Origin of the sequence: Pseudomonas sp. DWRC2-2, from assembly GCF_049897885.1 — a bacterium.
GTDB classification, from domain to species: Bacteria; Pseudomonadota; Gammaproteobacteria; order Pseudomonadales; family Pseudomonadaceae; genus Aquipseudomonas; species Aquipseudomonas azotoformans_A.
On record NZ_JAFCXD010000014.1, the window covers coordinates 18,444 to 44,469 of the forward strand.

General features: G+C 61.1%; 25 protein-coding genes. 11 read left to right on the plus strand and 14 right to left on the minus strand.

Annotated elements, in window-relative coordinates; translation table 11 throughout:
- Positions 1 to 59 precede the first annotated feature (59 nt).
- Positions 60 to 1,040, plus strand: coding sequence for a Gfo/Idh/MocA family protein (locus ACP7EW_RS30465; RefSeq protein ID WP_426221769.1), 981 nt, complete (start codon positions 60 to 62; stop codon positions 1,038 to 1,040).
- A 36-nt stretch (positions 1,041 to 1,076) separates the two neighbouring features.
- Positions 1,077 to 1,706, plus strand: a complete 630-nt coding sequence (locus ACP7EW_RS30470) for a ribonuclease T2 family protein (RefSeq protein ID WP_426221770.1) — start codon at positions 1,077 to 1,079, stop codon at positions 1,704 to 1,706.
- On the opposite strand, the gene ACP7EW_RS30475 is transcribed toward ACP7EW_RS30470, so the two are convergent.
- Positions 1,703 to 2,140 carry an Rrf2 family transcriptional regulator gene (locus ACP7EW_RS30475; protein WP_426221771.1) on the minus strand — a complete coding sequence of 146 codons (438 nt, stop codon included), beginning with the start codon at positions 2,138 to 2,140 and terminating at the stop codon, positions 1,703 to 1,705. The genes ACP7EW_RS30470 and ACP7EW_RS30475 overlap by 4 nt on opposite strands.
- Positions 2,141 to 2,284: 144 nt before the next feature.
- On the opposite strand from ACP7EW_RS30475, the gene ACP7EW_RS30480 reads away from it, so the two are divergent.
- Positions 2,285 to 3,157: an NAD(P)/FAD-dependent oxidoreductase gene (locus ACP7EW_RS30480; RefSeq protein ID WP_426221772.1), complete on the plus strand. Its 873-nt coding sequence runs from the start codon at positions 2,285 to 2,287 to the stop codon at positions 3,155 to 3,157.
- On the opposite strand, the gene ACP7EW_RS30485 is transcribed toward ACP7EW_RS30480, so the two are convergent.
- The gene (locus ACP7EW_RS30485; protein WP_038846576.1) at positions 3,147 to 3,845 is read right to left on the minus strand and encodes an SDR family oxidoreductase; all 699 of its coding nucleotides are present in this window, start codon (positions 3,843 to 3,845) and stop codon (positions 3,147 to 3,149) included. The genes ACP7EW_RS30480 and ACP7EW_RS30485 overlap by 11 nt on opposite strands.
- Before the next feature lie 106 nt (positions 3,846 to 3,951).
- Between ACP7EW_RS30485 and ACP7EW_RS30490 the strand changes: the two genes are divergently transcribed.
- Both ACP7EW_RS30490 and ACP7EW_RS30495 read left to right on the plus strand, forming a co-directional pair.
- On the plus strand, positions 3,952 to 4,386 hold the full coding sequence (locus ACP7EW_RS30490; RefSeq protein ID WP_033902288.1) for a winged helix-turn-helix transcriptional regulator: 435 nt from the start codon (positions 3,952 to 3,954) through the stop codon (positions 4,384 to 4,386).
- Positions 4,387 to 4,439: 53 nt separating this feature from the next.
- Complete coding sequence (locus ACP7EW_RS30495; protein ID WP_426221773.1) at positions 4,440 to 6,128, plus strand: phospholipase D-like domain-containing protein; 1,689 nt, start codon at positions 4,440 to 4,442, stop codon at positions 6,126 to 6,128.
- Here the strand turns inward: ACP7EW_RS30495 and ACP7EW_RS30500 are convergent.
- The 3 genes from ACP7EW_RS30500 to ACP7EW_RS30510 all read right to left on the minus strand — a co-directional run bounded on the left by ACP7EW_RS30500 (position 6,121) and on the right by ACP7EW_RS30510 (position 8,405).
- On the minus strand, positions 6,121 to 6,714 hold the full coding sequence (locus tag ACP7EW_RS30500; RefSeq protein WP_426221774.1) for a TetR/AcrR family transcriptional regulator: 594 nt from the start codon (positions 6,712 to 6,714) through the stop codon (positions 6,121 to 6,123). The genes ACP7EW_RS30495 and ACP7EW_RS30500 overlap by 8 nt on opposite strands.
- 64 nt (positions 6,715 to 6,778) lie before the next feature.
- On the minus strand, positions 6,779 to 7,621 hold the full coding sequence (locus ACP7EW_RS30505) for an alpha/beta fold hydrolase (RefSeq protein WP_061436467.1): 843 nt from the start codon (positions 7,619 to 7,621) through the stop codon (positions 6,779 to 6,781).
- 133 nt (positions 7,622 to 7,754) lie between these two features.
- Positions 7,755 to 8,405: an aldehyde reductase gene (locus ACP7EW_RS30510; protein WP_426221775.1), complete on the minus strand. Its 651-nt coding sequence runs from the start codon at positions 8,403 to 8,405 to the stop codon at positions 7,755 to 7,757.
- A gap of 172 nt (positions 8,406 to 8,577) precedes the next feature.
- On the opposite strand from ACP7EW_RS30510, the gene ACP7EW_RS30515 reads away from it, so the two are divergent.
- Positions 8,578 to 9,165 (plus strand): LysE family translocator, encoded by a 588-nt coding sequence (locus tag ACP7EW_RS30515; RefSeq protein WP_426221776.1) that lies wholly within the window; start codon positions 8,578 to 8,580, stop codon positions 9,163 to 9,165.
- Here ACP7EW_RS30515 and ACP7EW_RS30520 read toward each other — a convergent pair.
- The 8 genes from ACP7EW_RS30520 to gloB all read right to left on the minus strand — a co-directional run bounded on the left by ACP7EW_RS30520 (position 9,107) and on the right by gloB (position 19,912).
- Positions 9,107 to 10,000 (minus strand): AraC family ligand binding domain-containing protein, encoded by an 894-nt coding sequence (locus ACP7EW_RS30520; protein ID WP_426221777.1) that lies wholly within the window; start codon positions 9,998 to 10,000, stop codon positions 9,107 to 9,109. The genes ACP7EW_RS30515 and ACP7EW_RS30520 overlap by 59 nt on opposite strands.
- 54 nt (positions 10,001 to 10,054) lie before the next feature.
- On the minus strand, positions 10,055 to 11,656 hold the full coding sequence (locus tag ACP7EW_RS30525; RefSeq protein WP_426221778.1) for an ABC transporter ATP-binding protein: 1,602 nt from the start codon (positions 11,654 to 11,656) through the stop codon (positions 10,055 to 10,057).
- 1 nt (position 11,657) lies between these two features.
- Complete coding sequence (locus ACP7EW_RS30530; RefSeq protein WP_012723835.1) at positions 11,658 to 12,677, minus strand: ABC transporter permease; 1,020 nt, start codon at positions 12,675 to 12,677, stop codon at positions 11,658 to 11,660.
- Position 12,678: 1 nt separating this feature from the next.
- Positions 12,679 to 13,755 carry a microcin C ABC transporter permease YejB gene (locus ACP7EW_RS30535; protein WP_033902277.1) on the minus strand — a complete coding sequence of 359 codons (1,077 nt, stop codon included), beginning with the start codon at positions 13,753 to 13,755 and terminating at the stop codon, positions 12,679 to 12,681.
- Entirely contained in the window at positions 13,756 to 15,594 is a 1,839-nt protein-coding gene (locus ACP7EW_RS30540) for an extracellular solute-binding protein (RefSeq protein WP_426221779.1), read from the minus strand.
- On the minus strand, positions 15,591 to 17,420 hold the full coding sequence (locus ACP7EW_RS30545) for an extracellular solute-binding protein (RefSeq protein ID WP_426221780.1): 1,830 nt from the start codon (positions 17,418 to 17,420) through the stop codon (positions 15,591 to 15,593). Before ACP7EW_RS30545 ends, ACP7EW_RS30540 begins: the two co-directional genes overlap by 4 nt.
- 210 nt (positions 17,421 to 17,630) lie before the next feature.
- On the minus strand, positions 17,631 to 19,046 hold the full coding sequence (locus tag ACP7EW_RS30550; protein WP_038849325.1) for a lytic transglycosylase domain-containing protein: 1,416 nt from the start codon (positions 19,044 to 19,046) through the stop codon (positions 17,631 to 17,633).
- Positions 19,047 to 19,144: 98 nt separating this feature from the next.
- On the minus strand, positions 19,145 to 19,912 hold the full coding sequence (gene gloB / locus ACP7EW_RS30555; protein WP_426221781.1) for a hydroxyacylglutathione hydrolase: 768 nt from the start codon (positions 19,910 to 19,912) through the stop codon (positions 19,145 to 19,147).
- Positions 19,913 to 19,977: 65 nt separating this feature from the next.
- On the opposite strand from gloB, the gene ACP7EW_RS30560 reads away from it, so the two are divergent.
- From ACP7EW_RS30560 to ACP7EW_RS30580, 5 genes are all read left to right on the plus strand, one after another.
- Positions 19,978 to 20,736, plus strand: a complete 759-nt coding sequence (locus ACP7EW_RS30560) for a methyltransferase domain-containing protein (protein ID WP_016979721.1) — start codon at positions 19,978 to 19,980, stop codon at positions 20,734 to 20,736.
- Positions 20,737 to 20,766: 30 nt separating this feature from the next.
- A complete protein-coding gene (gene rnhA / locus ACP7EW_RS30565; RefSeq protein WP_010210917.1) occupies positions 20,767 to 21,219 on the plus strand; it encodes a ribonuclease HI in 453 nt (150 codons plus the stop codon).
- Positions 21,220 to 21,289: 70 nt separating this feature from the next.
- Entirely contained in the window at positions 21,290 to 22,030 is a 741-nt protein-coding gene (gene dnaQ, locus ACP7EW_RS30570; RefSeq protein WP_177053027.1) for a DNA polymerase III subunit epsilon, read from the plus strand.
- A 202-nt stretch (positions 22,031 to 22,232) separates the two neighbouring features.
- The gene (locus ACP7EW_RS30575; RefSeq protein ID WP_426221782.1) at positions 22,233 to 24,488 is read left to right on the plus strand and encodes an Orn/Lys/Arg decarboxylase N-terminal domain-containing protein; all 2,256 of its coding nucleotides are present in this window, start codon (positions 22,233 to 22,235) and stop codon (positions 24,486 to 24,488) included.
- An 8-nt stretch (positions 24,489 to 24,496) separates the two neighbouring features.
- On the plus strand, positions 24,497 to 25,078 hold the full coding sequence (locus ACP7EW_RS30580; protein WP_177112536.1) for a GNAT family N-acetyltransferase: 582 nt from the start codon (positions 24,497 to 24,499) through the stop codon (positions 25,076 to 25,078).
- Here ACP7EW_RS30580 and ACP7EW_RS30585 read toward each other — a convergent pair.
- A complete protein-coding gene (locus ACP7EW_RS30585) occupies positions 25,075 to 25,968 on the minus strand; it encodes a LysR substrate-binding domain-containing protein (RefSeq protein ID WP_426221783.1) in 894 nt (297 codons plus the stop codon). The genes ACP7EW_RS30580 and ACP7EW_RS30585 overlap by 4 nt on opposite strands.
- Positions 25,969 to 26,026: the final 58 nt, after the last annotated feature.

Genomic DNA, 26,026 nt, shown 5'->3' on the forward strand with positions numbered 1-26,026 from the left:
GCGCTGACGTGTGGGGATGTGGATACTGCCCGATTGATCAAAACGCACGAGGAGAGCAGATGAGCACCGTACGCTGGGGCATGATCGGCTGTGGCAGTGTCACTGAGTTGAAGAGTGGACCCGCTTTCTACAAAGCGCCAGGTTCGGCGTTGGTGGCCGTGATGGGGCGCCGCGAAGAAGCTGTGCGTGATTATGCGGCACGCCACGGTATTGCACGCTTCTATACCGACGCCCAGGCACTGATCAACGACCCTGAAGTGGACGCCGTCTACATCGCCACCCCGCCCGACAGTCACCTCGAATACAGCCTGATGGTGGCGGCGGCCGGCAAGCATTGCTGCGTCGAGAAACCGATGTCGCTGAATGCCGAGCAGAGCGCCTTGATGCAGCGCACGTTCGAACGTGCCGGGTTGCATCTGTTTGTTTCCTATTACCGCCGTTCGCTGCCGCGCTTCCAGCAAGTGCGCGACTGGCTGCGAGATGGGCGTATCGGTGAGCTGCGCCACCTGACCTGGACCCTGTGCAAACCACCGGCTGCCCACGATGCCAATGCCGCCAACTGGCGCACAGACCCGAGCGTTGCCGGGGGCGGTTATTTTGCCGACCTGGCGAGCCATGGCTTTGACCTGTTCCAGTACCTGGCCGGCGATATCATCGAAGTGTCCGGTTACACCTCGCGTCAGGAAGGCCGTTACGCGGCGGAAGATGCCGTGACGGCCAGCTGGCGCTTTGCGTCCGGCGCGCTGGGCATGGGCTGCTGGAACTTTGTGGCGGACCGTCGTGAAGACCGGGTGGAACTGATCGGCAGCCGTGGGCGTATCCAGTTCTCGGTCTTTGAGGACCAGCCCCTGCATCTTGAAGGCGAGACGCAGGAGGTGCTGGAAGTACCGTGCCACGCGCATATCCAGTGGCATCACGTAGTGGCGATGAACGCGCATATTCGCGGCGAAGCCGAGCATCCGTCGTTGGCCATCGAGGCGCTTAAGACCGATCGGATCCTGGACAAGGTGCTACAACGTAACCCCCATCACCCCGGCTAGGCACGATAGGGTGTTCTTTTTCCAAGGAATAGACGGATGAAATACTGGATAGCGGTGTGGCTCGTCCTGGCCACCAGTGCAATGGCGGCCCCGCGTAGCCAAGGCACGCCGGGGGAGTTTGATTTTTATGTGTTGTCGTTGTCGTGGTCGCCGACCTTTTGCCTGACGCACCCGGACAACGAACAGTGTTCAGGCAAGGGCTATGGGTTTGTGTTGCACGGCTTGTGGCCGCAGTACGCGCGGGGAGGGTGGCCGGCGTCGTGCTCGCCGCAGACACAGTTGAGCCGTGAAGACATCGAGAAAGGCGCGGCATTGTTCCCGACCCGTTCGTTGCTCAGGCACGAATGGGCCAAGCATGGCACCTGCAGCGGCCTGGAGCCGTTGGCCTATTTGCAAAAGACCGATGAGGCGCTGGGCGTGGTGAGCATTCCGCAGCAATTACAACCGTTCAATACGCCGCCCGCATTGCAGGCCCGTGAGATCGAGGCGCTGTTTCGCGAGAGCAACCCGCGCATGGGCAACCATGGGCTGGCGGTGATCTGCAAAGGCAAGGTGTTCTCGGAAGTGCGGGTGTGCCTGACCAAGGACCTGGCGTTAACCGGCTGCCCGCGCAGTGTGAAAACCCAGTGCCGCGACGGTGATATCCGCATCCCCACCCAACGCTAAGGCAGCATCGCCAGGCGATAGCGCTCATCAAAATCCTCGGCCAGTTGCGCCAATGTGACTTGGCCCAGGCGCTCCAGCAGCAGCGCCTGGGCTTGCTCGAAGGCCTGCGTCAGCGCGGCGTTCACCGCTTGTTCTACCAGGCATTGGGGGTGGTCGGTGGACAAACCGATAGCAAATATCGAGGGTGTACCCAGGGCGTTGTGAATCTCCAGCAGGGTGATTTCACTCAACGGCTTGCCCAGGCTCCAGCCACCTTGATGGCCCTTTTCCGAACGGACGTAACCCTTTTCCTTGAGCAGCCCGAGCGTGCGCCGTACCACCACCGGGTTGGTGCCGAGCATCTGCGCGATGGTTTCCGAGGTGGCGCGCTCTTCATGGCGACCCATATGGATCAGCACGTGGAGCATGCGCGAAAGGCGGGTGTCATTTCTCATCAAGGGGCCTCGGTTCATTCAAGCCGAAAGTATCGTTCGTAACCCTAAAAGTTGCGAGACTCTTGACGGACTATTTTTACGTAACTTATGGTGTGTCGTGAAAGCCCTCGGATAACCGAGGGCACACAACATGGGGTCATTTTCATGATGTACGACGTGATTATCGTGGGTGGCAGCTACGCGGGCCTGTCTGCCGGCCTGCAATTGGCGCGGGCGCGGCGCCAGGTACTGGTGATTGATGCGGCACAGCGGCGCAATCGCTTTGCGACCACCTCCCACGGTTTTCTCGGCCAGGACGGCCAGGCGCCGGAGATGATCGCTGCCGAAGGGCGCAGCCAATTGATGGAGTACCCGACGGTCACGTGGGTGCAGGACCGCGTGGTTCAGGCCGAAGGTTGCAGCGTTCGCACCGAATACAACGGTACGTTCCAGGCCAAGCGCTTGATCCTCGCCACCGGCGTTGTCGACGAGTTGCCCACTATCGAAGGCCTGCAAGAACGTTGGGGCAAGCACGTATTCCACTGCCCGTACTGCCACGGCTATGAGCTGGATCAAGGCCGCATCGGCGTTCTCGCCACCTCACCGCTGGCCATGCACCATGCGCTGATGTTGCCGGACTGGGGCACCACCACCTTGTTTACCAATGGCGTGTTTACCCCGGATTCTGATCAGCAGGCGCAGTTGGATCGACGTGGGGTCAGCGTGGAAAACGCGGCGGTACGGCGTATCAGCGGTGAGCGCGCCGACCTGGAAATGGACGATGGCCGAGTCTTCAACCTCGACGGCATCTTCACGATGTCCCGCACCCGAATCAGCCCCTTGGCCGAGCAGCTGGGTTGCGAATTGGCCGACGGCCCCACTGGCCTTTACCTGCACACCAACGACATGCGCCAGACCTCCGTGCCTGGCGTGTTTGCCTGTGGTGATACGTCGCTGGCCGCCGGTTCCGTCGCGCTGGCCGTGGCCGAAGGCGTGCGCGCCGGGGTGGGCGCGCACTTTTCGTTGATCAACGGTTGAGGTAGACCGGGCTGTCGGTGGACAACGAGGCTTTGACCCCGTGGGTCATGTCGGTGATCAGCACTTCTTCACGCTCGTCGCTCAAGGCCTGCAAGGTGAGGGCGACCACTTCCTGGGGCGTACTTTTCGGGGCTTGCACGTCGGCCACCATGTCGGTGTCGATGTAGGCCGGGTGCACGCCGATCACCAGGGTATTCTGCTCACGCAACTCGCCGCGCAGGCCGTTGGTCAGGCCCCACTGGGCGGACTTGGAGGCGCTGTAGCCACCGGCGCCCGGAGGGCTCAGCCAGCTTAGAACCGACAGCACATTGATCAACGCACCGCCGCCTTGCTTGGCCAGGATCGGCGCAAAGGCACGGCTGACGCGCAGGGTGCCGAAGGTGTTGACGTCGAAGTGCTGTTGCAGGTTCTCGACGCTGTCCTCCGCCAACAATGAGCCGTACTTCAGGAACCCCGCGTTGTTGATCACGATATCCACGTCCGTGCACTGCTCGGCGGCGCGTTGCACGCTGGCCTGATCGGTGATGTCCAGGGCAATCGGCGTGCTGCCGGGGATGTTGACGCTGCTGGGGTCGCGCGCACCGGCGTAGACCTTGGCTGCGCCGCCTTCGAGCAAGGCATTGACGAACGCTTTGCCCAGGCCGCGATTGGCACCGGTAACCACTACCACTTTTCCACGAATATCCATGATCAGCTCCAGGTTACAAATTAGGTTTAATGATGAAACTGTTTTTATCCTGTGCCTGTTGGTCCTATAATGCAACCTAATTTTACAGCTGCCTGGAGGGCCGACGATGAAACGCAAATGCCTGGAAGGCGATTGCTGCCCAGTGGCGCGCGCCCTGGACGTGGTGGGTGACTGGTGGACGCTGTTGATCATCCGCGATGCATTCGCCGGGGTGACTCGCTTCGGAGATTTCCAGAAGCACCTGGGCGTGGCGAAAAACATCCTTGCCACCCGCCTGAAAGACATGGTCGAGCAAGGCTTGCTGCAAACCAGCGAAGTCGGCGCGCGCAGCGAATACCAGCTCACCGACAAGGGCCGCGCATTGATGCCGGTGTTGGTGACACTGGCGCAGTGGGGTCAAGCCTTCACCGAGCCTGAACATGTCGGCACCCAGGTACTCGATGCACGCTCGCTCAAGCCGCTGCGCAACGTCGAGATCCTCGCCGAGGACGGGCGGGTGTTGGGTATTGACGATATTGTCACTCAAGCGCCACTGGCTTGATCCGGCGCAGGCGCTAGACTCCAAGCACCGTCTCCCATTGGAAGGGACATCGCTTGAGCGCCGATTTCGAGAGCAAGACCACGTTCCAGGGGTTGACCTTCAAGCTGTACCGAGGAGAGGGCGCTGCACTGCTGGCGTTCGACTTGGCGCCGGACCTGGCCACCCCTGACTTTGTCGGCTTCAGCATCGAAGTGCGCTACCCCGGCGCCACTCATTGGGGTGTGCTGCACAACCGCCTGCACTTCGATTACCCACCTACGCCCGAACGGCCGCGGACTTTTCCGTCCATCGAGGCACCGTTCCAGAAATTCCGCTGGATCCACGTACCCAGTGAGATCCCACCAGGCCTTTTCCGCTACCGCGTCACCGCTTGCTACATGGGGGCTGACGGCACACTGAGCAAGGGCGTCGGGGTGGAAGGGCAGGTGAGCCTCGAAGCGCAGACCATCAGCCATTTCGTCAATATCGGCTTTACCCGGGGCTTTGCGTCCTCCCAGGCCTACGGCGACCGTTTCGACAATGAAACACGCATCCTGCCACCGGCCCGTTCCGCCCCCAGTGCCTACCTGGAGCTGGACATGGTGCCTTTCGAGCGCAACTACCAATGGTTGGGTTTTGAGGCGCGTCAGTTGATTCTGCAGGTGCTCGACCAGGTGGCGAACGACCCCGAGTTGAGCCTCGACGCACTGATCTACGAAAGCAAGGAACCGGACATCCTGCGCCGCCTGGAACAGCTCGGCCCGCGCCTGCGTGCAATCATCGATGACCATGGCGACCAGGGCGCCGCCGACAGCTGCGAAAGCATCAGTGCCGCTCGCATGAGCGCGGCCGGAGCGCAGATCAAGCGTCTGCATTTCTCCAGCCAGCAGCACAATAAAGTGTTGATTGTGCGCCGCGCCGGCAAGGCGATCCGGGTGCTCGGTGGTTCCACCAACTTTGCTTTGCGCGGCTTGTATATCCAGGCCAATAACGTGCTGTTGTTTGACGACGAAACGGTCGCGGGCAAGTTCGCCGAAGTCTTCGACGCCTATTGGACCTCACCCACGACGTTCCGCAAGCACCCGCTCTCGCAACAGTGGTGGGTGGTGCGCGACGAGCCAGGCTCCAAAGTGTCGCTGTGTTTTGCGCCGCATGCCGACAGCGCGTTGTCCCTCGACCCCATCGCCACCAGCATCGAAAACGCCACCAGTTCGGTGCTGTATTCCATCGTGTTCCTGAGCCTGATCAACGGCAAAGTGCGCACAGCACTGGACGAGCTGATGCAGCGCGCACTGTTCTCCTACGGCGTGGCCCAGCGCACCGGCAAGCTGGCCGTGCGCAAGCCGGACGGTTCGGTGGGGCTGTTGCCGTTCGCCTACCTGGCGAGCAACGCCCCGGCGCCGTTCAAGTCGGAGTGGTCGGGCAATGCGGGGAACATGGTGCACAACAAGTTTGTGGTCACGGACTTCAATGGCGCCAACCCCACGGTGTACACCGGTTCATCCAACCTGGCCGGCGGTGGAGAGAAGAACAACGGCGACCACCTGATCCGCATCGAAGACCGCAAGATCGCCGTGGTGTATGCCATCGAGGCGTTGCGCCTATTCGACCATTTCCACTTTCGCGTCAATGCCAGCCAGCCTGGCGCGCTGCAAACCCTGCGTCTGGCCAAACCTCCGGCTGCGGGTGAGAAAGCCTGGTTTGACGCCTACTATCGCCCTGGCCATGTGAAGGCGCGGGACCGCGAACTGTTCGTCAAATAGGCCCCGGCTGGCCGTCCACCAACTGTTGGAACAAGGGCGTCAGCAGGTCGATCAACACCTGCGGATCGGCCTTGGCCAATGCCGACAACTCCAACATCTGGCGCATCACCTGGAAGCCCGACACCAGCGCCATTACCAACGCGGCGCGTTCTTCATGATGGGCGCCCTTGAGCGCGGCGGCCATGGTCGCCTGATGGCCCTTTTCCACTTGCTCGCGGCCGATGATCGCCGCGCGTTTGCTGGACGCCGAATGCAGCATGATCAGGAAGCCTTCCAGCGGCGTGCTGCCGGCTTCGGTGATGCTGACCAGTGCGGTAGCCATCGTTCGGCCGAGGTTTTCCGAGCTGAGATTGTTCTCGGTGAGGATGATCGGGCTGGCCATGGTGTCGGCGATCACTTCGGCAAACAGCTGCTCCTTGGAGCCGAAGTAGCGGTTGACCAGCATTGCCGTCACGCCCGCGCCAGCGGCGATTTCGCGCACCCCGGCACCGTCATAGCCCGACTGGGCAAACGCCTTGCGTGCGGACAACAAAATGGTTTCGCGGGTGACGGCGGCATTGCGCCGGCGTGGAATGGGGTTGGGCATTGGCATCCTGACGTGGCTGGAAACTGTGGGCGCGCACCCGGTGCGCGCCCACAGGGTACAGGGTCTATTTGCTGTCGAGGAAGCCCAGCAGTGCGGCATTGAACAACGCCGGGTCTTGCAGGAAGGCAAAGTGACTGGTGTTCGGCAGGATCAGCAGGCCTGCACCGGGGATGGTTGCGGCCATGTACTCGGTGTGTTCGCGCTTGATCGCTTCGTCATGGTCGCCGTCGGCAATCAGGATCGGCGTCTTGATGCTTTGCAGTTGCGCGTCAGTCCAGTTCGGTTGGCTGGCCCACATATGGCTGATTTGCTCGACGAACGCGTCGTACTCTTTTGGCGTCGGCGACAGCTTGGCGTACTCCTTGCCCGCGCGTTCGATGAAGGCGGCGAAGGTCGGGTTTTTCTCCACACCGTCTTTTACGCCGGCGGTCTGGGTGTTGGCGGCGAAGGCGAACACTTTGCCGATACGGTCCGGATGACGCAGGGCCAGGTCGATGCCGATAATCGCACCGTCGCTCCAGCCGACGATGTCGGCGCGCGGGATTTTCAGGTGGTCGAGCACGGCCACCACGTCGTCGGCCATCAGGTCGTAGCCGTAGGGTTTTTCATCCCGCGAACTGCGCCCGTGGCCACGGCTGTCGATGCTGATCACCGTGTGTTTGGCCGACAGCGCCTTGACCTGGTTCCCCCAATAGTCGGAGTTGGAAAGGCCGCCGTGCAGCAGCACCACCGGCGAGCCGTGGCCGGTGCGGGTGTAGTAGACCTTGATGCCGTTGACGGCAGCGTAGCCGGTCTTGGCGCCGGCCACGGCGGCGGGCGTTGGCGGCAGGGTTTCCCAGCGTTCAGCGGCTTGAGTAGCGGAAAAAGACAGCATCAGGCAGGCAGCTGCCAGCAGGCGACGTGACATAGCGGTTCCTTGTTTGCGATGAGTAGGGGCTGAACTCTAGCACCGGCGCCGGCACCGGAAATACGCATTTTTGCCTATCAAAACCGGGCGTTTGAAAGAAAAAAATGCAGTTATATCAATGGAATAAAAGCGTCTAAACGACCTTGTGGGCGATCAGGCTATTGGCACAATCGATCAGCGTCTCGCTGCTGGGGCGAGGCTGCCAGCCCAGCATCACGCGGGCTTTTTCTGAGGTGTGGCGGTGTTGGCGGCCAAGGTTGGGGGTGAGGCCGCGCAGCAGCGGATCAAAGCGTGCCAGCAGGCGCATCAGCCAATCCGGGATGTTACGGCTGGGCACCTTGTTGGCGGCGTCGCCCAGGTGGTCGCGCAGCATCTGGGAAATTTCTGCCATCCACAGGAACTGCCCAACCCCCAACAGCCGCTGTCCGGCGGCGGCCGATGCGGTCATGGCGCGGATATGCAGGGCGGCGAGATCGCGTACATCCACCACTTCGAAGCCCAGGCGCGGGTTGCCTTTGGCGCGACCTTGCAACAGGCGGGCGATGACTTGCACGGACCCGAGGGTGTCGGCGCTCATGATCGGGCCGAACACCGCACCGGGGAGCACGGTGGTCAGTGTGGTCGGGCCGGTTTGTTTGTGCATGAAGTCCCACGCGGCACGCTCGGCCTGGCGCTTGGCGTGGCGATAAGGGGTCACGTGGGTTTCATTGGGGTCGAACCACACGGACTCGTCGCTGACGGCGATGTAGCCCGTGCCTCCGGTGACCACAACCGTTTCCGCCATGACCTTTCTCCCGCCTGTGTGAATGAATTCAGGCTGACTTTAGGGCTGAAATCGCTACAAGTCTACAGCTGTATACAAAATTCTACGAAGAGGGGCATTTTGTTCAATACCCCGATCCTTTTGCTCTTTACCGTAACGTCATCGTCACTCGCTCGAATAAAAGGGAACTGCAATGAGCTTGATCATTTCCATGGCCGCCTTCGCGTTGGCCACTTCCATCACGCCGGGACCGGTGAATGTGGTGGCGCTGAGTTCGGGGGCGCGTTTCGGGTTTGTCGCCAGCCAGAAACATGTGGTTGGCGCTGCCGTGGGGTTCACCTTGTTGCTGGTGCTGATTGGCCTGGGCCTGCATGAGGTACTGGTGCGCTGGCCGATCCTGACCCAACTGATCCAGTGGGGCGCAGTGGCCTTCCTGCTGTACATGGCTTGGAAGCTAGCGGTCGACGATGGTCGACTGGATGCCGAGGGCACTGCCACCGCACCGTCGATGCTGTATGGCGCGATCATGCAATGGCTCAACCCCAAGGCGTGGCTGGCCTGTGTGGCGGGGATGGGGCTGTTCGTCGCGGACGGCGACGCCGCGCAAGTCTGGCTGTTTGCGGCGCTTTACCTGGTGATCTGCTACCTGTCGGTGGCATGCTGGGCCTATGCGGGAACCTTCCTGCGCCGCTACCTGGGCAATCCCCAGGGCGTGCGGGTGTTCAACCGTTCAATGGCCGCGTTGCTGGTGGCCAGTGTGGGTTATTTGCTGATGGCGTGAGCCGGTCGCGGTACTGCCCCGGCGTGGCGGCGAAGTGCTGTTTGAAGGTGCGCTGGAAATGCGCCTGGTCGGCGAAGCCTGCGGCCAGGGCTACATCGGCGATCAACTCGCCCTGGCGCAATTGCGTACGGGCAAACTGGATGCGCTGGTTGACCAGGAACGCATGGGGCGTGAGGCCGTAATACTGCTTGAACGCACGGATCAGGTAGGAGGGCGACAGCTCGGCCGCACCGCAGATATCTTCCAGTTTCAGCGCCTGGGTGCAGTGCTCTCGGATGTACTCGGCGGCCCGCTCCAGCCTTTGGTTGACCTCGCGCAGCGGGGTATGGGAGGGGTTGAGTCGCTGCTGTACTTCGCTGAAGTAGCTCACCAAAGCGCTTTGTTTTTTCAGGTGCTCGGCCTGTTCATCCACCAATATCCGGTACAACGCCAGCAGGCCCTGGTACAGCACCGGGTCCTGGGTGTAAGGCGTGTTGAAGGGCCGGTAGCCCTGGTCAGCACTGAAGCCTAACTGATGCTGCAAATCCGTCAGCCAGGGCGTGTCGAGGTACACCATCTGATAGGACCACGGCTCATTGGCGATGGGATTGCAGGCGTGCACGTCGTCGGGGTTCATCAACACCACGGTACCGGCGCTGATCTCGAAGGTGTCGGCGCCATAGTGGTAGTAGCTGCGGCCGGTTGTCACCGCACCAATGGAAAAGTGCTCGTGCGCGTGCCGGGTATAGGTCACCTTGCGCCCATCGTCGATGGTGCGTGCCTCGATGAAGGGCAGGCGCTCGTCGCGCCAGAAGCGCGGTGCGTGCGCCGGGTGCATAGACGTATTCGATAGCATGGTGGCCGTTCCCTCCAGATACTTAAGCGCGGGCTCTGCACTTAACGGTTTAGGTCAGATGGGTACGAGGAACGCTGCCTCCAGCAGCTGCCGGGTGTAGGCATGCTGCGGGTCGGCAAAAATCGCCTTGGCATCGCCTTGTTCCACCACCTGCCCATGCTTGACCACCATCAACTGGTGACTCAGCGCCTTCACCACCGCCAGGTCATGGCTGATGAACAGGTAGGTCAGGTTGTACTTGGCCTGCAGGCTACGCAGCAGTTCCACCACTTGGCGTTGCACCGTGCGGTCCAGGGCTGAGGTAGGTTCATCGAGCAGGATCAGGCGCGGCTTGAGCACCAAGGCGCGGGCGATGGCGATGCGTTGGCGCTGGCCGCCGGAGAACTCGTGGGGGTAGCGGTGGCGGGATTCGGGGTCGAGGCCCACTTCCTTGAGCGCCGCGATGATCGCGGCTTCCTGCTGGGCCGGCGTGCCCATCTTGTGGATGCGCAGGCCTTCGCCGACGATCTCGCTGACGCACATGCGCGGGCTCAGGCTGCCGAACGGGTCCTGGAACACCACCTGCATTTCCCGGCGCAGCGGGCGCACTTGCTGCTGGGTGAGCTTGTCCAGTTGCTGGCCTTCAAAGCGAATGCCGCCCTTGCTGGCGATCAACCGCAGAATCGCCAGGCCCAAGGTGGATTTGCCCGAGCCGCTTTCGCCGACGATGCCCAGGGTCTGCCCCTGAGGCAGGCTGAAGTTGATGCCGTCCACCGCCTTGACGTAATCGACGGTGTTGCGCAAGAAGCCTTTCTTGATCGGGAACCAGACTTTCAGGTCATCGACTTCCAGCAACGGGGGGCCGACTTCGTTGCTGGCCGGTCCGCCGCTGGGCTCCGCCGCGAGCAGTTCCTGGGTATACGGATGCTGGGGCGTCTGGAACAGTGTTTCACAGTCGGCCTGCTCGACGATGCAACCCTTTTGCATCACGCACACACGATGGGCGATACGCCGCACCAGGTTCAAGTCATGGCTGATCAGCAGCAGCGCCATGCCCAGCCGCGCCTGCAACTCCTTGAGCAATTCGAGGATCTTCAATTGCACCGTCACATCCAGCGCCGTGGTCGGCTCATCGGCGATCAGCAACTCCGGCTCATTCGCCAGGGCCATGGCGATCATCACCCGCTGGCGCTGGCCGCCGGACAGCTCATGGGGCAGGGCCTTGAGGCGTTTGTGCGGCTCGGGAATGCCCACCAGATCGAGCAGCTCCAAGGTGCGCTGGGTGGCGACCTTGCCTTGCAGCCCCTTGTGCAGCCCGAGCACTTCGTTGATCTGCTTCTCGATGGAGTGCAGCGGGTTCAACGAGGTCATCGGCTCCTGGAAGATCATCGCAATGCGGTTGCCGCGAATATGGCGGATGGTTTTTTCTTTCAGTGTGAGCAGGTCCTGCCCGGCATAGTCAATGGTGCCGGAGGGATGCCGCGCCAGCGGGTAGGGCAGCAGGCGCAGGATCGAGTGGGCGGTCACCGATTTGCCCGAGCCGCTTTCGCCCACCAGGGCAATGGTCTCGCCACGCTTGATGTCGAAGCTGACATTGTTCACCACACGGTGGTGATGCTCGCCCGTGACGAACTCGACGGAGAGGTCGCGGATTTCGATCAGATTGTCCTGATTCATCTCATTTCCTCGGGTCGAAGGCATCGCGAGCGGACTCGCCGATAAACACCAGCAAACTCAACATGATCGCCAGCACGGCAAAGGCACTCATGCCCAGCCACGGCGCTTGCAGGTTGGATTTGCCCTGGGCCACCAGTTCTCCCAGCGACGGCGAACCGGCCGGCAAGCCGAAACCGAGGAAGTCCAGGGCGGTGAGGGTGCCGATGGCGCCGGTGAGAATGAACGGCATGAAGGTCATGGTCGACACCATCGCATTGGGCAGGATGTGGCGGAACATGATTGCGCCGTTCTGCATGCCCAGGGCCCTGGCGGCGCGCACGTATTCCAGGTTGCGCCCGCGCAGGAACTCAGCGCGCACCACGTCCACCAGGCTCATCCACGAAAACAGCAGCATGATGCCGAGCAACCACCAGAAGTTGGGTTGCACGAAACTGGCGAGGATGATCAGCAGGTACAGCACCGGCAACCCGGACCAGATCTCCAGGAAGCGCTGCCCGGCCAAGTCCACCCATCCGCCGTAGAAACCCTGCAAGGCCCCGGCGATCACGCCGATGATCGAGCTGAGCACTGTCAGCGTCAGGGCAAACAGCACCGACACACGGAAGCCGTAGATGACCCGCGCCAGCACATCGCGGCCCTGATCATCGGTGCCCAGCAAGTTGACGCTGGAAGGCGGCGCGGGCGCCGGCACTTTCAGGTCGTAATTGATGCTCTGGTAGCTGAACGGAATCGGTGCCCACAAGGTCCAGGCATCCTTGGCCTTGAGCAGTTCCTGGATGTAGGGGCTCTTGTAGTTGGCCTCCAGCGGGAATTCACCGCCAAAGGTGGTCTCCGGGTAGCGCTTGAGCGCCGGGAAATACCAGCCGCCGTCGTAGTGCACAGCCAGCGGCTTGTCGTTGGCGATCAGCTCGGCGCCCAGGCTCAGCACGAACAGGATCAGGAACAGCCACAGCGACCACCAGCCACGCTTGTTGGCCTTGAACCGCTCGAACCGGCGGCGATTGAGGGGGGATAGATTCATCTCAATGCTCCCGGCTGGCAAAGTCGATACGCGGATCGACCAGGGTGTAGGTGAGGTCGCCGATCAGTTTCACGATCAGTCCCAGCAGGGTGAAGATAAACAGCGTGCCGAACACCACCGGGTAGTCGCGGTTGATCGCCGCCTCAAAGCTCATCAGACCCAGGCCATCGAGGGAGAAAATCACTTCCACCAGCAAAGAACCGGTGAAGAAAATCCCGATAAAGGCCGAAGGGAAACCGGCGATCACCAGCAACATCGCGTTGCGAAATACATGGCCGTACAGCACGCGGTGGTTGGTCAGGCCTTTGGCCTTGGCGGTGACGACGTACTGCTTGTTGATCTCATCGAGAAAGCTGTTCTTGGTCAGCAGGGTCATGGTGGCGAAGTTGCCGATCACCAGGGCCGTGATGGGCAGCGCCAGGTGCCAGAAGTAATCGAGGATCTTGCCGCCCCAGCTCAGTTCGTCGAAGTTGTTCGACGTGAGCCCGCGCAAGGGGAACCAGTCGAGGTAACTGCCGCCGGCAAACACCACGATCAGCAGGATCGCAAACAGGAACGCCGGGATCGCATAGCCGACGATGATCGCCGAGCTGGTCCACACATCAAAATGACTGCCGTGCCGCGTGGCCTTGGCGATCCCCAGCGGGATCGACACCAGGTACATGATCAGCGTGCTCCATAACCCGAGGGAAATGGACACCGGCATCTTCTCCTTGATCAAGTCTATGACCTTGGCGTCACGGAAGAAGCTGTCGCCAAAATCCAGCTGGGCGTAGTTCTTGACCATGATCCACAAGCGTTCCGGCGCCGATTTGTCGAAGCCGTACATCTTCTCGATTTCCTTGATCAGCGCCGGGTCCAGGCCCTGGGCGCCTCGGTAGCTGCTGGAACCGGCCACCGACACTTCGGCGCCGCCACCGGCAATGCGGCTGGTGGCGCCTTCAAAACCTTCAAGCTTGGCGATCATCTGCTCCACCGGGCCACCGGGGGCGGCCTGGATGATGACGAAGTTGATCAGCAGGATCCCGAACAGGGTGGGAATGATCAGCAACAGGCGGCGAAAGATATAGGCCAGCATTTAATCGCCTCCACTCGCCGGATCGGCGCTGGTGTCTGGTTCTGAGGTGACGGCGGGTTTTACGTCAGGCTTGGCCCACCAGGTAGCGGTGCCGACGTCGTAGCGCGGCGGGACGTTGGGGTGGCCCAGGTGATCCCAGTACGCCACGCGAAAGGTCTTGATGTGCCAGTTCGGGATCACGTAGTAGCCGAACTGCAACACGCGGTCCAGGGCCTTGGCGTGCGCCACCAGGCTTTTGCGCGAATCGGCGTCGATCAGCTCTTCCACCAACTGGTCGATGGCCGGGTCCTTGAGCCCCATGTAGTTGCGGCTGCCGGGTTTGTCGGCGCTGGAGGACTTCCAGAACTCGCGCTGTTCGTTCCCCGGCGAGGTGGACTGCGGGAAGCTGCCCACCAGCATGTCGAAGTCCCGCGAGCGAATGCGGTTGATGAACTGCGAGACGTCAACCCGACGGATCACCAGGTCGATGCCCAGGTCGGCCAGGTTGCGCTTGAACGGCAGCAGGATGCGTTCGAACTCGGTCTGGGCCAGCAGGAACTCGATTTTCACCGGCTTGCCGGTGGTGTCGACCATCTTGTCATCGACGATGCGCCAGCCGGCTTCCTGCAGCAGTTGGTAGGCCTCGCGCTGCTGGGTGCGGATCATGCCGCTACCGTCGGTCTTGGGCGGTTCGAAGGCCTGGGTGAAGACTTCGGGCGGGATCTTGTCGCGCAGCGGTTCGAGGATCGCCAGTTCATCCGGGCCCGGCAGGCCGGTGGCGGCCATTTCCGAGTTTTCAAAGTAGCTGCGGGTGCGGGTATAGGCGCCGTTGAACAGCTGCTTGTTGCTCCATTCGAAATCCAGCAACAGACTGATGGCCTTGCGCACGCGCACGTCCTGGAACATCGGCTTGCGCATGTTGAACACAAAGCCCTGCATGCCGGTGGGGTTGCCGTTGGGAATTTCTTCCTTGATCAAGCGGCCCTGGGCCACCGCCGGGATGTTATAGGCGTTGGCCCAGTTCTTGGCGCTGAACTCCAGCCAATAGTCGAACTGCCCGGCCTTGAGGGCTTCCAGGGACACGGTGCTGTCGCGGTAATAGTCAGTGATGCGGTTATCGAAGTTGTAGAAACCCTTGGCGACCGGCAGGTCCTTGGCCCAGTAATCCTTGACCCGCTCGTAGCGGATCATGCGCCCGGCCTTGACCTCGGCCACCTTGTACGGCCCGCTGCCCAGCGGCACTTCGAGGTTGCCCTTGGCAAAATCGCGGGTGACCCACCAATGCTTGGGCAATACCGGCAGTTGCCCGAGGATCAGCGGCAATTCGCGGTTGTTGGTGCGCTTGAACTTGAACAGCACCTTCAGCGGGTCTTCGGCGATCACTTCGTCGACGTCGGCGTAGTAGGTGCGGTAGATCGGCGAGCCTTCCTTGATCAGTTCCTGGAAGGTGAACACCACGTCTTCGGCGCGGATCGGGTGACCGTCATGGAAGCGGGCTTCGGGGCGCAAATAGAAGCGCACCCAACTGTTGTCCGGGGCTTTTTCGATCTTGCCGGCGACCAGGCCGTATTCGGTGATGGGTTCGTCCAGGCTTTGCATGGCCAGGGTGTCGTAGATCAAACCGAGGTTGTCGGCCGGCACGCCCTTGCTGATGTACGGGTTGAGGCTGTCGAAGCCGCCCATGGCCGACTCGCGGAACGTGCCGCCCTTGGGCGCGTCCGGGTTGACGTAGTCGAAGTGCTTGAAGTCGGCGGGGTATTTGGGCGGTTCGTTGTAGAGCGTCAACGCATGTTGCGGGGCGGCGTGGGCCGCGGTGCACAGCAGCAGGCCGCCGAGCAGTGCAGTACGCAAATACATCATTGGGCTTTCTCCGAAGCTTTCAGCCACCACGCGCTCAGGCCCAGGCTATAGGGCGGCGTGGTGACAAAGGCGAACCGGTTGCGGTACGCCAAGCGATGATAGTTGAGGTACCAGTTGGGAATACTGTAGTGCTGCCACAGCAGCACCCGGTCCAGGGCACGGCCGGCGGCCAGTTGCTCTTCGCGGGTCTTGGCGGCCAGCAGTTGTTCCAGCAGGTGATCGACAATCGGGTTGGCAATGCCTGCGTAGTTCTTGCTGCCCTTGATCGCGGCCTGGCTGGAGTGGAAGTACTGCCACTGCTCAAGGCCCGGACTCAAGGTCTGGTTGAGGGTGATGAGAATCATGTCGAAGTCGAATTGATCCAGGCGTTGCTTGTATTGGGCGCGGTCGACGGTGCGCAGGCGCGCGTCGATGCCGATGCTGATCAGGTTCTCGACATAGGGCTGCAGGATGCGCTCCAGGTTCGGGTTGACCAGCAGGATCTCGAAGCGCAGCGGTTGGCCGTCTTTGTTCAGCAGACGTTGGCCGGAGAGCTTCCAGCCAGCGTCACCGAGCAGGGCCAGGGCGCGGCGCATGGTCTCGCGGGGGATGCCGCGCCCGTCGGTCTGGGGCAGGCTGAACGGCTGGGTAAACAGGTTGGCCGGCAATTGCTCGCGGTAGGGCGAGAGCATCAGCCATTCATGGCCGGTGGGCACGCCGGTAGCGGAGAATTCGCTGTTAGGGTAATAGCTCAAAGTACGTTTGTAGGCGCTGCTGAACAGGGTGCGGTTGGTCCATTCGAAGTCGAACATCAGCCCCAGGGCTTCGCGCACCTTGGTCTGGCTGAAATTCGGTCGCCGGCTGTTCATGAACAGGCCCTGGCTCTGGGTCGGGATCTGGTGGGCAATCTGCGCCTTGATTACGTCGCCCCGGTTCACCGCCGGGAAGTTGTAGCCGTTGGCCCAGTTTTTGGCCTGATGCTCGATATAGATATCGAACTCGCCAGCCTTGAAGGCTTCGAAGGCCACGTCGCTGTCGCGATAGAACTCCACTTCGACCTTGTCGTAGTTATAAAAACCCTGGTTGACCGGCAGGTCCTTGCCCCAGTAGTCCTTGACCCGTTCGAACACCAGTTGCCGGCCAGGCGTGACCTTGCTGATACGGTACGGCCCGCTGCCCAGTGGTGGTTCGAAGGTGGTGGCCTTGAAGTCGCGGTTTTTCCAGTAGTGCTGGGGCAATACCGGCAATTCGCCCAGACGCAGGATCAGCAACGGGTTGCCGGCGCGCTTGAACACAAAGCGGATCCGGTGTCGGTTGAGGATATCCACCCGCGCCACTTCCTGCAGGTTGGTGCGGTATTGCGGATGGCCTTCGGTCAGCAGGGTGCGATAGGAAAACGCCACGTCATAGGCCGTGATTGGCTTGCCATCATGAAAACGCGCTTCCGGGCGCAGGTTGAACACCACCCAGCTGCGGTCCTCGCCGTACTCCACCGACTGGGCGATCAGCCCATAACTGGAGGTGGGCTCATCGCCGGAGGGCGCGTACAGGCCGGTGCCGACCATCAATGGCTCGTTCAGCTCGTTGACGCCGTACTGCAGGAAATTGGGTGTGGAAACTGGGCTGGAGCCCTTGAATGTATAGGGATTGAGCGTATCGAAGGTGCCAAAGGCCATGACCCGCAATGTCCCGCCTTTCGGCGCTGCGGGGTTTACCCAATCGAAGTGGGTGAATTTGGCCGGGTACTTGAGCCTGCCGAACTGCGTATAACCGTGGCTCTCGGTAATCGCCGCGTTCGCACCAAAGCTCAAGGCCAGACTTATTAGTAGAAGGAGGGGACGCTTCAAGTCAGGGATCCGATCCAGGCGGCTTGCGCTTTATGATCGGTACAGTAACAGCTTGTTCCGGTTGGAAAAAGCCGGTTGGGATGATGTAGATCCAATGTGGGAGCGGGCTTGCTCGCGAATGTGGAGGATCAGTTAATGCATCTAGTGACTGACACACCGCATTCGCGAGCAAGCCCGCTCCCACATTAGCTCCCCGGTGTGCCTGAGGTCTCAGCGTGGCCCGGAAACCACCAGCATCTGCCCCGGCTTCAACGCCTGGCCAGTACGCGGGTTCCAGCGCTTGAGATGTTGCATCTCGACGTTGAAACGCTTGGCAACGATGTACAACGAGTCGCCTTTCTTGACCTTGTATTGCACCGGCTTCTTGCTGTCGGCCTTGGCCACCAGCTTGCGCGTGTCCTGCATCACCAGGGTCTGGCCGACCTTGAGCGCCTGGCCGTTGAGCTTGTTCCAGCGCTGCAGGTCATGCACATCGACCTTGTTGGCCTTGGCGATCAGCGTCAGGTTGTCGCCACTGCGCACCTTGTAGCTGCGGGTACGGCCGGCAACGCGCGCGGTTTCGACTTCGTCGAACACCTGCTTTTTCGGACGCATTGCCAGCAATTCTTCTGGCTTCATCGTCGAAAGGGTACTGGTGAGCAGTTGTGCCTTGGAACTCGGCACCAGCAGATGCTGCGGGCCATCCAGAGTGGTGCGCTGTTTCAGCGCGGGGTTGAGCTGGAACAATTCGTCTTCGTCGATTTCGGCCAGTGCGGCGACCCGTGACAGGTCCATGCTTTGCTTGACTTCAACCACTTCGAAGTACGGCGTGTTGGCAATCGGGTTCAGGTTGACGCCATAGGCCTCGGGCGCCAGCACCACTTGGGACAACGCCAAGAACTTGGGCACGTAGTCCTTGGTTTCCTGGGGCAGGGGCAGGTTCCAGTAGTCGGTCGGCAGACCGAGCTTCTCGTTGCGCTCGATTGCCCGGCTCACCGTGCCTTCGCCGGCGTTGTAGGCGGCCAGGGCCAATAGCCAGTCACCGTTGAACATGTCGTGCAGACGGGTCAGGTAGTCGAGGGCGGCGGTGGTGGAGGCGGTGATGTCGCGGCGGCCATCATAGGCCCGGGTCTGGCGCAGGTTGAAGTAGCGCCCGGTGGAGGGAATGAACTGCCACAAGCCGACCGCATCGCTGCGCGAATAGGCCATTGGGTTGTAGGCACTTTCAATCACTGGCAGCAGCGCCAGCTCCAGGGGCATGTTGCGTTCTTCAAGGCGTTCGACGATGTAATGAATATAGAGGCTGCCGCGTTCGCCGGCGTTCTCAAGGAAGGAAGGGTTGCTCGCGAACCACAGTCGCTGTTGCTCGATACGTGGGTTGACGCCTACACCATCCTGCAATTGAAAGCCCCTTCGCATGCGCTCCCAGACATCCTGGGGCACTTCGGGAGCGGGCTTTTGAGAAAGCCAGATGACGGGTTTCTGTTTGATCTTGGCGCTGAGGTTTGGCTTGGGTTGCACGGTGGATTGTGCGGTGAAATTGCTTGATTGGCAGCCCGCCAGCGTGGCGGACACAGCCACCGCCACAGCTTGAGCCAGGCGGGTCAATGCGTCTGAATGGTTGGATTTACGAATAGATGACGACATTGGCTGGAAGTAAGTTCCGGGCAAAAATGTCGGGCGATTCTAGAAACCCGTTTGGTTCCGGTCAACCATTCAGAAATTACGTATCAGATTGCTTCCCGTTAGAACTTATCTTTCCACGCCCTCAAGCTAGCAAACACCTCGGCCCCAGAGCGGTTGTCGCGGCCATTCCGTTCGTCCGCTTTTTGTTTAACGGATGTTTCAGAGGTGCGCAGAAAGGGGTTGGTGCGCTTTTCCAGGGCCAGGTTGGAAGGCAGCGTGATCTCGCCACGTTCGCGCAATTGGCGGACGTTTTCCACCCGTTCGGCGATATCGGCATTGTTCGGTTCCACGGCCTGGGCAAACTTGAGGTTGCTTTGTGTGTATTCGTGGGTGCAGTACACCAAGGTGTCGGCGGGCAGCGCGGCCAGACGCTCAAGGGAGGTGTGCATCTGTTCTGGCGTGCCTTCGAACAGGCGCCCGCAACCGGCGGCGAACAGGGTGTCGCCACAGAACAGCACGCCTTGGTGATAAAACGCAATATGGCCCAGGGTGTGGCCGGGTACGGTATAAATGTCGAAATCCCAGCCGAGCACGCTGATCCGCTCGTCATCGTTAAGGGCGACGTCCCGCGCGGGGATTTTCTCGTTGGCTGGGCCGTAGACCTTGGCGTCAGTCACCCGTTTGAGTTGTTCGACGCCGCCGACATGGTCGTGGTGATGGTGAGTGATGAGGATGTCGCTCAGGACCCACTCAGGGTTTTGCTTGAGCCAGGCCAGTACCGGCGCGGCATCGCCGGGGTCGACCACGGCGCAGCGCTGGGTGCTCGGGTCTTGTAACAACCAGATGTAGTTATCGGTGAAGGCGGGCAGGGCACTGATCTGTATCATTCTTCGATTCGCCAAGCTGAACACATTGGTGCATCTTAGAACGTCTAGGCGAGTTGGAGAATGCAATGACTGATAAAGCGTTCGCCCAGGCCGATCCTGAGTGGCTGGCCCTGATCAGTGCAGCCCGTGAATGGCTGTCCGGTCCGATCGGGCAATTTCTGCTGGACGAAGAACGGCGCATGCTCGAAGACGAGTTGGGCCGGTTCTTTGGCGGCTACCTGGTGCATTACGGACCTTCGGCCGAAACGCCGCCGTGCGCCCCCCAGGTGCAGCGCAATGTTCGCCTGGGTGCACCGTTGCCGGGGGTGGAGATTGTCTGCGAGGAGCAGGCCTGGCCGTTGAGCGAGCACGCCGCAGACGTGGTGGTGTTGCAGCATGGCCTGGATTTCTGCCTGTCGCCCCACGGCTTGCTGCGCGAAGCGGCGAGCAGTGTGCGTCCGGGTGGTCATTTGCTGATTGTCGGGATCAACCCCTGGAGCAGTTGGGGCTTGCGCCATGTGTTCGCCCACGACGCCTTGCGTCAGGCGCGTTGCATCTCGCCGCAACGGGTGGGGGACTGGCTGAACCTGCTGGGCTTCGCGCTGGAGAAACGCCGCTTCGGGTGCTATCGTCCGCCGCTTGCGTCGACCAAGTGGCAAGCCCGCCTGGCCGGCTGGGAGCGCCGCGCAGGCGCCTGGCAATTGTCGGGTGGCGGCTTCTATCTGCTGGTGGCGCGCAAGATCGTGGTTGGGTTGCGGCCGGTGCAACAGGTACGCCGCGAGCCGATGGGCAAGTTGGTGCCGATGCCGATGGCCAAGGTCAACCGCAAGCAAAGCGACGCATGACCCTCTTTTTGAATGAATACCGAGCAACCGATGACCGATAGCGTAGAACTCTTCACCGATGGCGCCTGCAAAGGCAACCCCGGCCCTGGCGGCTGGGGCGCGTTGCTGGTGTGCAAGGGCGTGGAGAAAGAGTTGTGGGGCGGCGAGCCCAATACCACCAACAACCGCATGGAGCTGATGGGCGCGATTCGCGGCCTGGAAGAACTCAAGCGCCGTTGCAACGTGTTGCTGGTGACCGACTCGCAATACGTGATGAAGGGCATCAACGAGTGGATGGTCAACTGGAAGAAACGCGGCTGGAAGACGGCAGCCAAGGAGCCGGTGAAGAATGCCGACCTGTGGCAACTGCTCGATGAGCAATGCAATCGCCATGACATCACCTGGAAATGGGTACGCGGCCACATCGGCCACCCCGGCAACGAACGCGCCGACCAGTTGGCCAACCGTGGCGTGGACGAAGTGCGCGGCTACAAACAGAGCTGATGTCGACTCACGTGTTAATATCGCGCCCCTTGAAATACACCACACCGTTGAGAGCTGAACCCTGATGGCCATCCGATCTGTTGTACTCGATACCGAAACCACCGGCATGCCGGTGACCGACGGCCACCGGATCATTGAAATCGGCTGTGTCGAACTGATGGGTCGCCGCCTCACCGGGCGTCACTTCCACGTCTACCTGCAACCGGACCGCGACAGTGACGAAGGCGCAATCGGCGTCCACGGCATCACCGACGAGTTCCTCAAGGGCAAGCCGCGTTTCGCTGAAGTCGCCGATGAATTCTTTGAGTTCATCAACGGCGCCCAGTTGATCATCCATAACGCGGCGTTCGACGTCGGCTTCATCAACAACGAATTTGCCCTGATGGGGCAGACCGATCGTGCAGACATTTCCCAGCACTGCTCGATCCTCGACACCTTGATGATGGCCCGTGAGCGCCACCCCGGCCAGCGCAACAGCCTCGATGCCTTGTGCAAGCGTTATGGCGTCGACAACTCCGGCCGTGAGCTGCACGGCGCCTTGCTCGACTCTGAGATTCTTGCCGACGTCTACCTGACCATGACCGGCGGGCAGACCAGCCTGTCCCTGGCGGGTAACGCTTCAGACGGCAGCGGCTCGGCGGAAGGCTCGGGCAACCGTCCTTCGGAAATCCGTCGCCTGCCAGGCGACCGCAAGCCGACCACGATTATCCGCGCCAGTGAGCAGGACCTGGCCGAGCATGCGGCGCGGCTGGAAGCGATTGCCAAGTCGGCGGGTGCGCCGGCGTTGTGGTCAACCCTGACCCAGCAATAGGCTGGAAAAGCGCGGTAAAAATGTGGGAGCGGGCTTGCTCGCGAATAGGGTGGTTCAGTTAACTTATCTATCGACTGACACACTGCATTCGCGAGCAAGCCCGCTCCCACCTTTGATTTGTACAACCGTTGAAATCTTCATTCGCGTCATCGCCCCCCAGCTTCTACCCTTGAGTGCATAGCCCTCAGGACTGAACGCACTCATGTACAAAGACCTGAAGTTTCCTGTGCTTATCGTGCACCGTGACATCAAGGCCGACACCGTTGCCGGTGACCGGGTCCGAGGCATCGCCCGAGAGCTGGAACAAGAGGGCTTCAGTATTTTTTCCGCAGTGGATTACGCCGAAGGGCGACTGGTGGCTTCTACCCATCATGGCTTGGCGTGCATGCTGATCGCCGCCGAAGGCGCTGGCGAAAATACCCACTTGCTGCAAAACATGGTCGAGCTGATCCGCCTGGCGCGGCTGCGGGCGCCGAACCTGCCGATCTTTGCCCTGGGCGAGCAAGTCACTCTGGAAAATGCGCCCGCCGACGCTATGAGCGAACTCAACCAGCTGCGCGGCATTCTCTATCTATTCGAAGACACCGTGCCGTTTCTTGCGCGGCAAGTCGCCCGTGCGGCGCGTACTTACCTGGATGGCCTGTTGCCGCCATTCTTCAAGGCGCTGGTGCAACATACCGCCGACTCCAATTACTCCTGGCACACCCCCGGCCATGGTGGTGGCGTGGCCTACCGCAAGAGCCCGGTGGGGCAGGCGTTTCATCAGTTCTTCGGGGAAAACACGCTGCGCTCCGACCTGTCGGTATCGGTGCCTGAACTCGGCTCGTTGCTGGACCACACCGGCCCACTGGCCGAAGCCGAAGCCCGCGCCGCGCGCAACTTTGGCGCCGACCACACCTTCTTCGTGATCAACGGCACCTCTACCGCCAACAAGATCGTCTGGCATTCCATGGTCGGCCGCGATGACTTGGTGCTGGTGGACCGCAATTGCCATAAGTCGGTGTTGCATTCGATCATCATGACCGGCGCCATCCCGTTGTACCTGTGCCCCGAACGTAACGAACTGGGGATTATCGGCCCGATTCCCCTGAGCGAATTCAGCCCCGAATCGATCCGCACCAAGATCGACGCCAGCCCGCTCACCCGTGGCCGCCCGCCGAAAGTGAAAATGGCCGTGGTGACCAATTCCACCTACGACGGCCTGTGCTACAACGCTGAGCTGATCAAGCAGCAACTGGGCAACAGCGTCGAGGTGCTGCATTTTGATGAGGCCTGGTATGCCTACGCCGCGTTTCATGAGTTCTTCGCCGGGCGCTACGGCATGGGCACTTCGCGCACGCCAGACAGTCCGTTGGTGTTCACCACCCACTCGACCCACAAGCTGCTGGCGGCCTTCAGCCAGGCCTCGATGATCCATGTGCAGGACGGTGGCGCACGCCAACTGGACCGTGATCGGTTCAACGAAGCCTTCATGATGCACATCTCCACGTCGCCGCAATACAGCATCATTGCTTCGCTGGATGTCGCGTCGGCGATGATGGAAGGCCCGGCCGGGCGTTCGCTGTTGCAGGAAATGTTCGACGAGGCGTTAAGTTTTCGCCGCGCCCTGGCCAACCTGCGCCAGCACATTGCTGAAGAGGATTGGTGGTTTTCGATCTGGCAGCCACCCTCGGTGGCGGGTATCGACCGCGTCGTCACCGCCGATTGGCTGTTGCACCCTGAGGATGATTGGCATGGCTTCGGCGATGTGGCCGAAGACTATGTGCTGCTGGACCCGATCAAAGTGACCCTGGTGATGCCCGGCCTCAATGCCGGCGGCGCCCTCAGCGATTGCGGGATCCCCGCAGCCGTCGTCAGTAAATTCCTTTGGGAGCGTGGCCTGGTGGTGGAAAAAACCGGGCTGTATTCCTTCCTCGTGTTGTTCTCCATGGGCATCACCAAGGGTAAATGGAGTACCTTGCTCACCGAGTTGCTGGAATTCAAGCGCAGTTACGACGCCAATGTCAGCCTGGCCAGTTGCCTGCCTTCGGTGTTCGCCCAAGGGCCGGTGCGTTACCAGGGGCTGGGTTTGCGCGATCTGTGCAACCAATTGCACGGCTGTTACCGCAGCAATGCCACGGCCAAACACCTCAAGCGCATGTACACCGTGTTGCCGGAAATCGCGATGAAACCGGCCGACGCCTACGACCAATTGGTGAGGGGCGAAGTAGAGGCAGTGTCCATTGATGCCTTGCAAGGGCGCGTCGCAGCAGTGATGCTGGTGCCTTACCCGCCCGGTATTCCATTGATCATGCCGGGCGAGCGCTTTACCGAGTCGACGCGCTCGATCATCGACTACCTGGCGTTTGCCCGGACGTTCGATAGCAGTTTCCCCGGTTTTGTCGCCGATGTTCATGGGTTGCAACACGAAGATGACGGCAGTGGTCGTTGTTACACCGTCGATTGCATCAAGGCTTAAGGATGGTTATGCAAGCTGTAATGAACCCGAAGTATCCGGGGCTCAGTGTAAGGGTCGCCGACGAAGGCTTTGATGCCTACGTGTGGGGCAATGACTTCAGCTTTGAGGTCAGTGCCTACGGTGAGCCGCAGATGGGCAAGCGGGTCGATCAATGGCCCGTGGAGCGCATCCTGCCGTACCGCAAGTGCTATGGCATCGATCCTGAAGAATTCGCCAGCTTCCGTGACGCGCCCGACAGCGCGATCTTCATGGCCTACCTGGATGATCGCCCGGTGGGACATATCGTGGTCAGCACCAACTGGAATGGTTTTGCCCACGTCGACGAACTGGCGGTGGCCTTGCCTGCGCGGCGTCATGGGGTGGCCAAGGCGTTGCTGGATGTGGCGCAGTTCTGGAGTCGCAAGAAGAACCTGCCGGGCATGATGCTGGAAACCCAGAACAACAACCTGGGCGCCTGTCGATTGTACGAGCGTTGCGGTTATGTGATGGGCGGGGTCGATCACCTGCGCTATCGCGGCATCGATCCGCAAACCCGTGAAGTGGCGATTTTTTGGTATCGGCTGTTCAAGAGCGAAGTCGACAAGCCTTAACCTGCCAACAGGCCCTCGGCCTTTTGCGTCACGATTTCCAGCAGCGCATTAAGCGCGGGCGAAGTCACGCCATCCTTGAGGGTCAGCGCGTACAGGCTGACCATGATCGGCGGCGACACCGGGCAGGCATCCAGCCCAGCCTCACGCGCGCCGAACGCGGTGAAGGGGTCGACCACTGCCAGGCCTTCTCCGGCTTCCACCATGCTGCGCATCATTTGGTAAGTCTGTACGCGTGTCTGCACCACGGGTAGCGGGCGCAGGGCTTGCAGCTTGGCATCCAGCAGGCGGCTGAGCGGGTCCTGGCCTTCCAGGCCGATCATCGATTGCCCGGCCAGGTCCTGAAGCGCGATGTATTTTTGCTTGGGCTTGAGCCAGCCGTGGGGGGCTAGCAATTGCAGTTTGCCCTGGGCTAATACCGTGCTGTGGATTTGCGGGTGTTCCGGGTCATGCAGGCTCAAACCCACATCGGCTTCGTGCAGCAGCAAACTCCTGACGATCTCTCGGGTCGGTTGGCTCGACAGGTTGCACGGTGTGTCCTGAAAGCGTCGGCGCAACGCTGCAATGCTTTGCGGTAGCAGTTGATTGGCCAGGGGCGGCGTGCAGAGGGCGCGCAGAGTGGGGGCATGATGGTGTTTCAAGCGGCTGGCCAGACGTTGCACCGGCTCCAGCGCTTCATAGACGTGGGCGATCTCAGCTTGCAGTTCCAGGGTTTCCCGGGTGGCCTGCAAGCGTCCACGCACACTGGCGAACAACATAAAGCCCAGCTGCTGCTCGGCGTCCTTGAGCGCGGCTTCCACATCGCCCACGGAGAGTTGCAACCACTCGGCGGCCAAGCCTGGGTGTCCGGTCTGCAAGATGGCCTGAATCACTTCGATATGACGTAAACGCATCGCCGGAGTCTATGTGCAGCGGGCCGGGTATTCAATAGAATGGCTGCGCTGATCATCA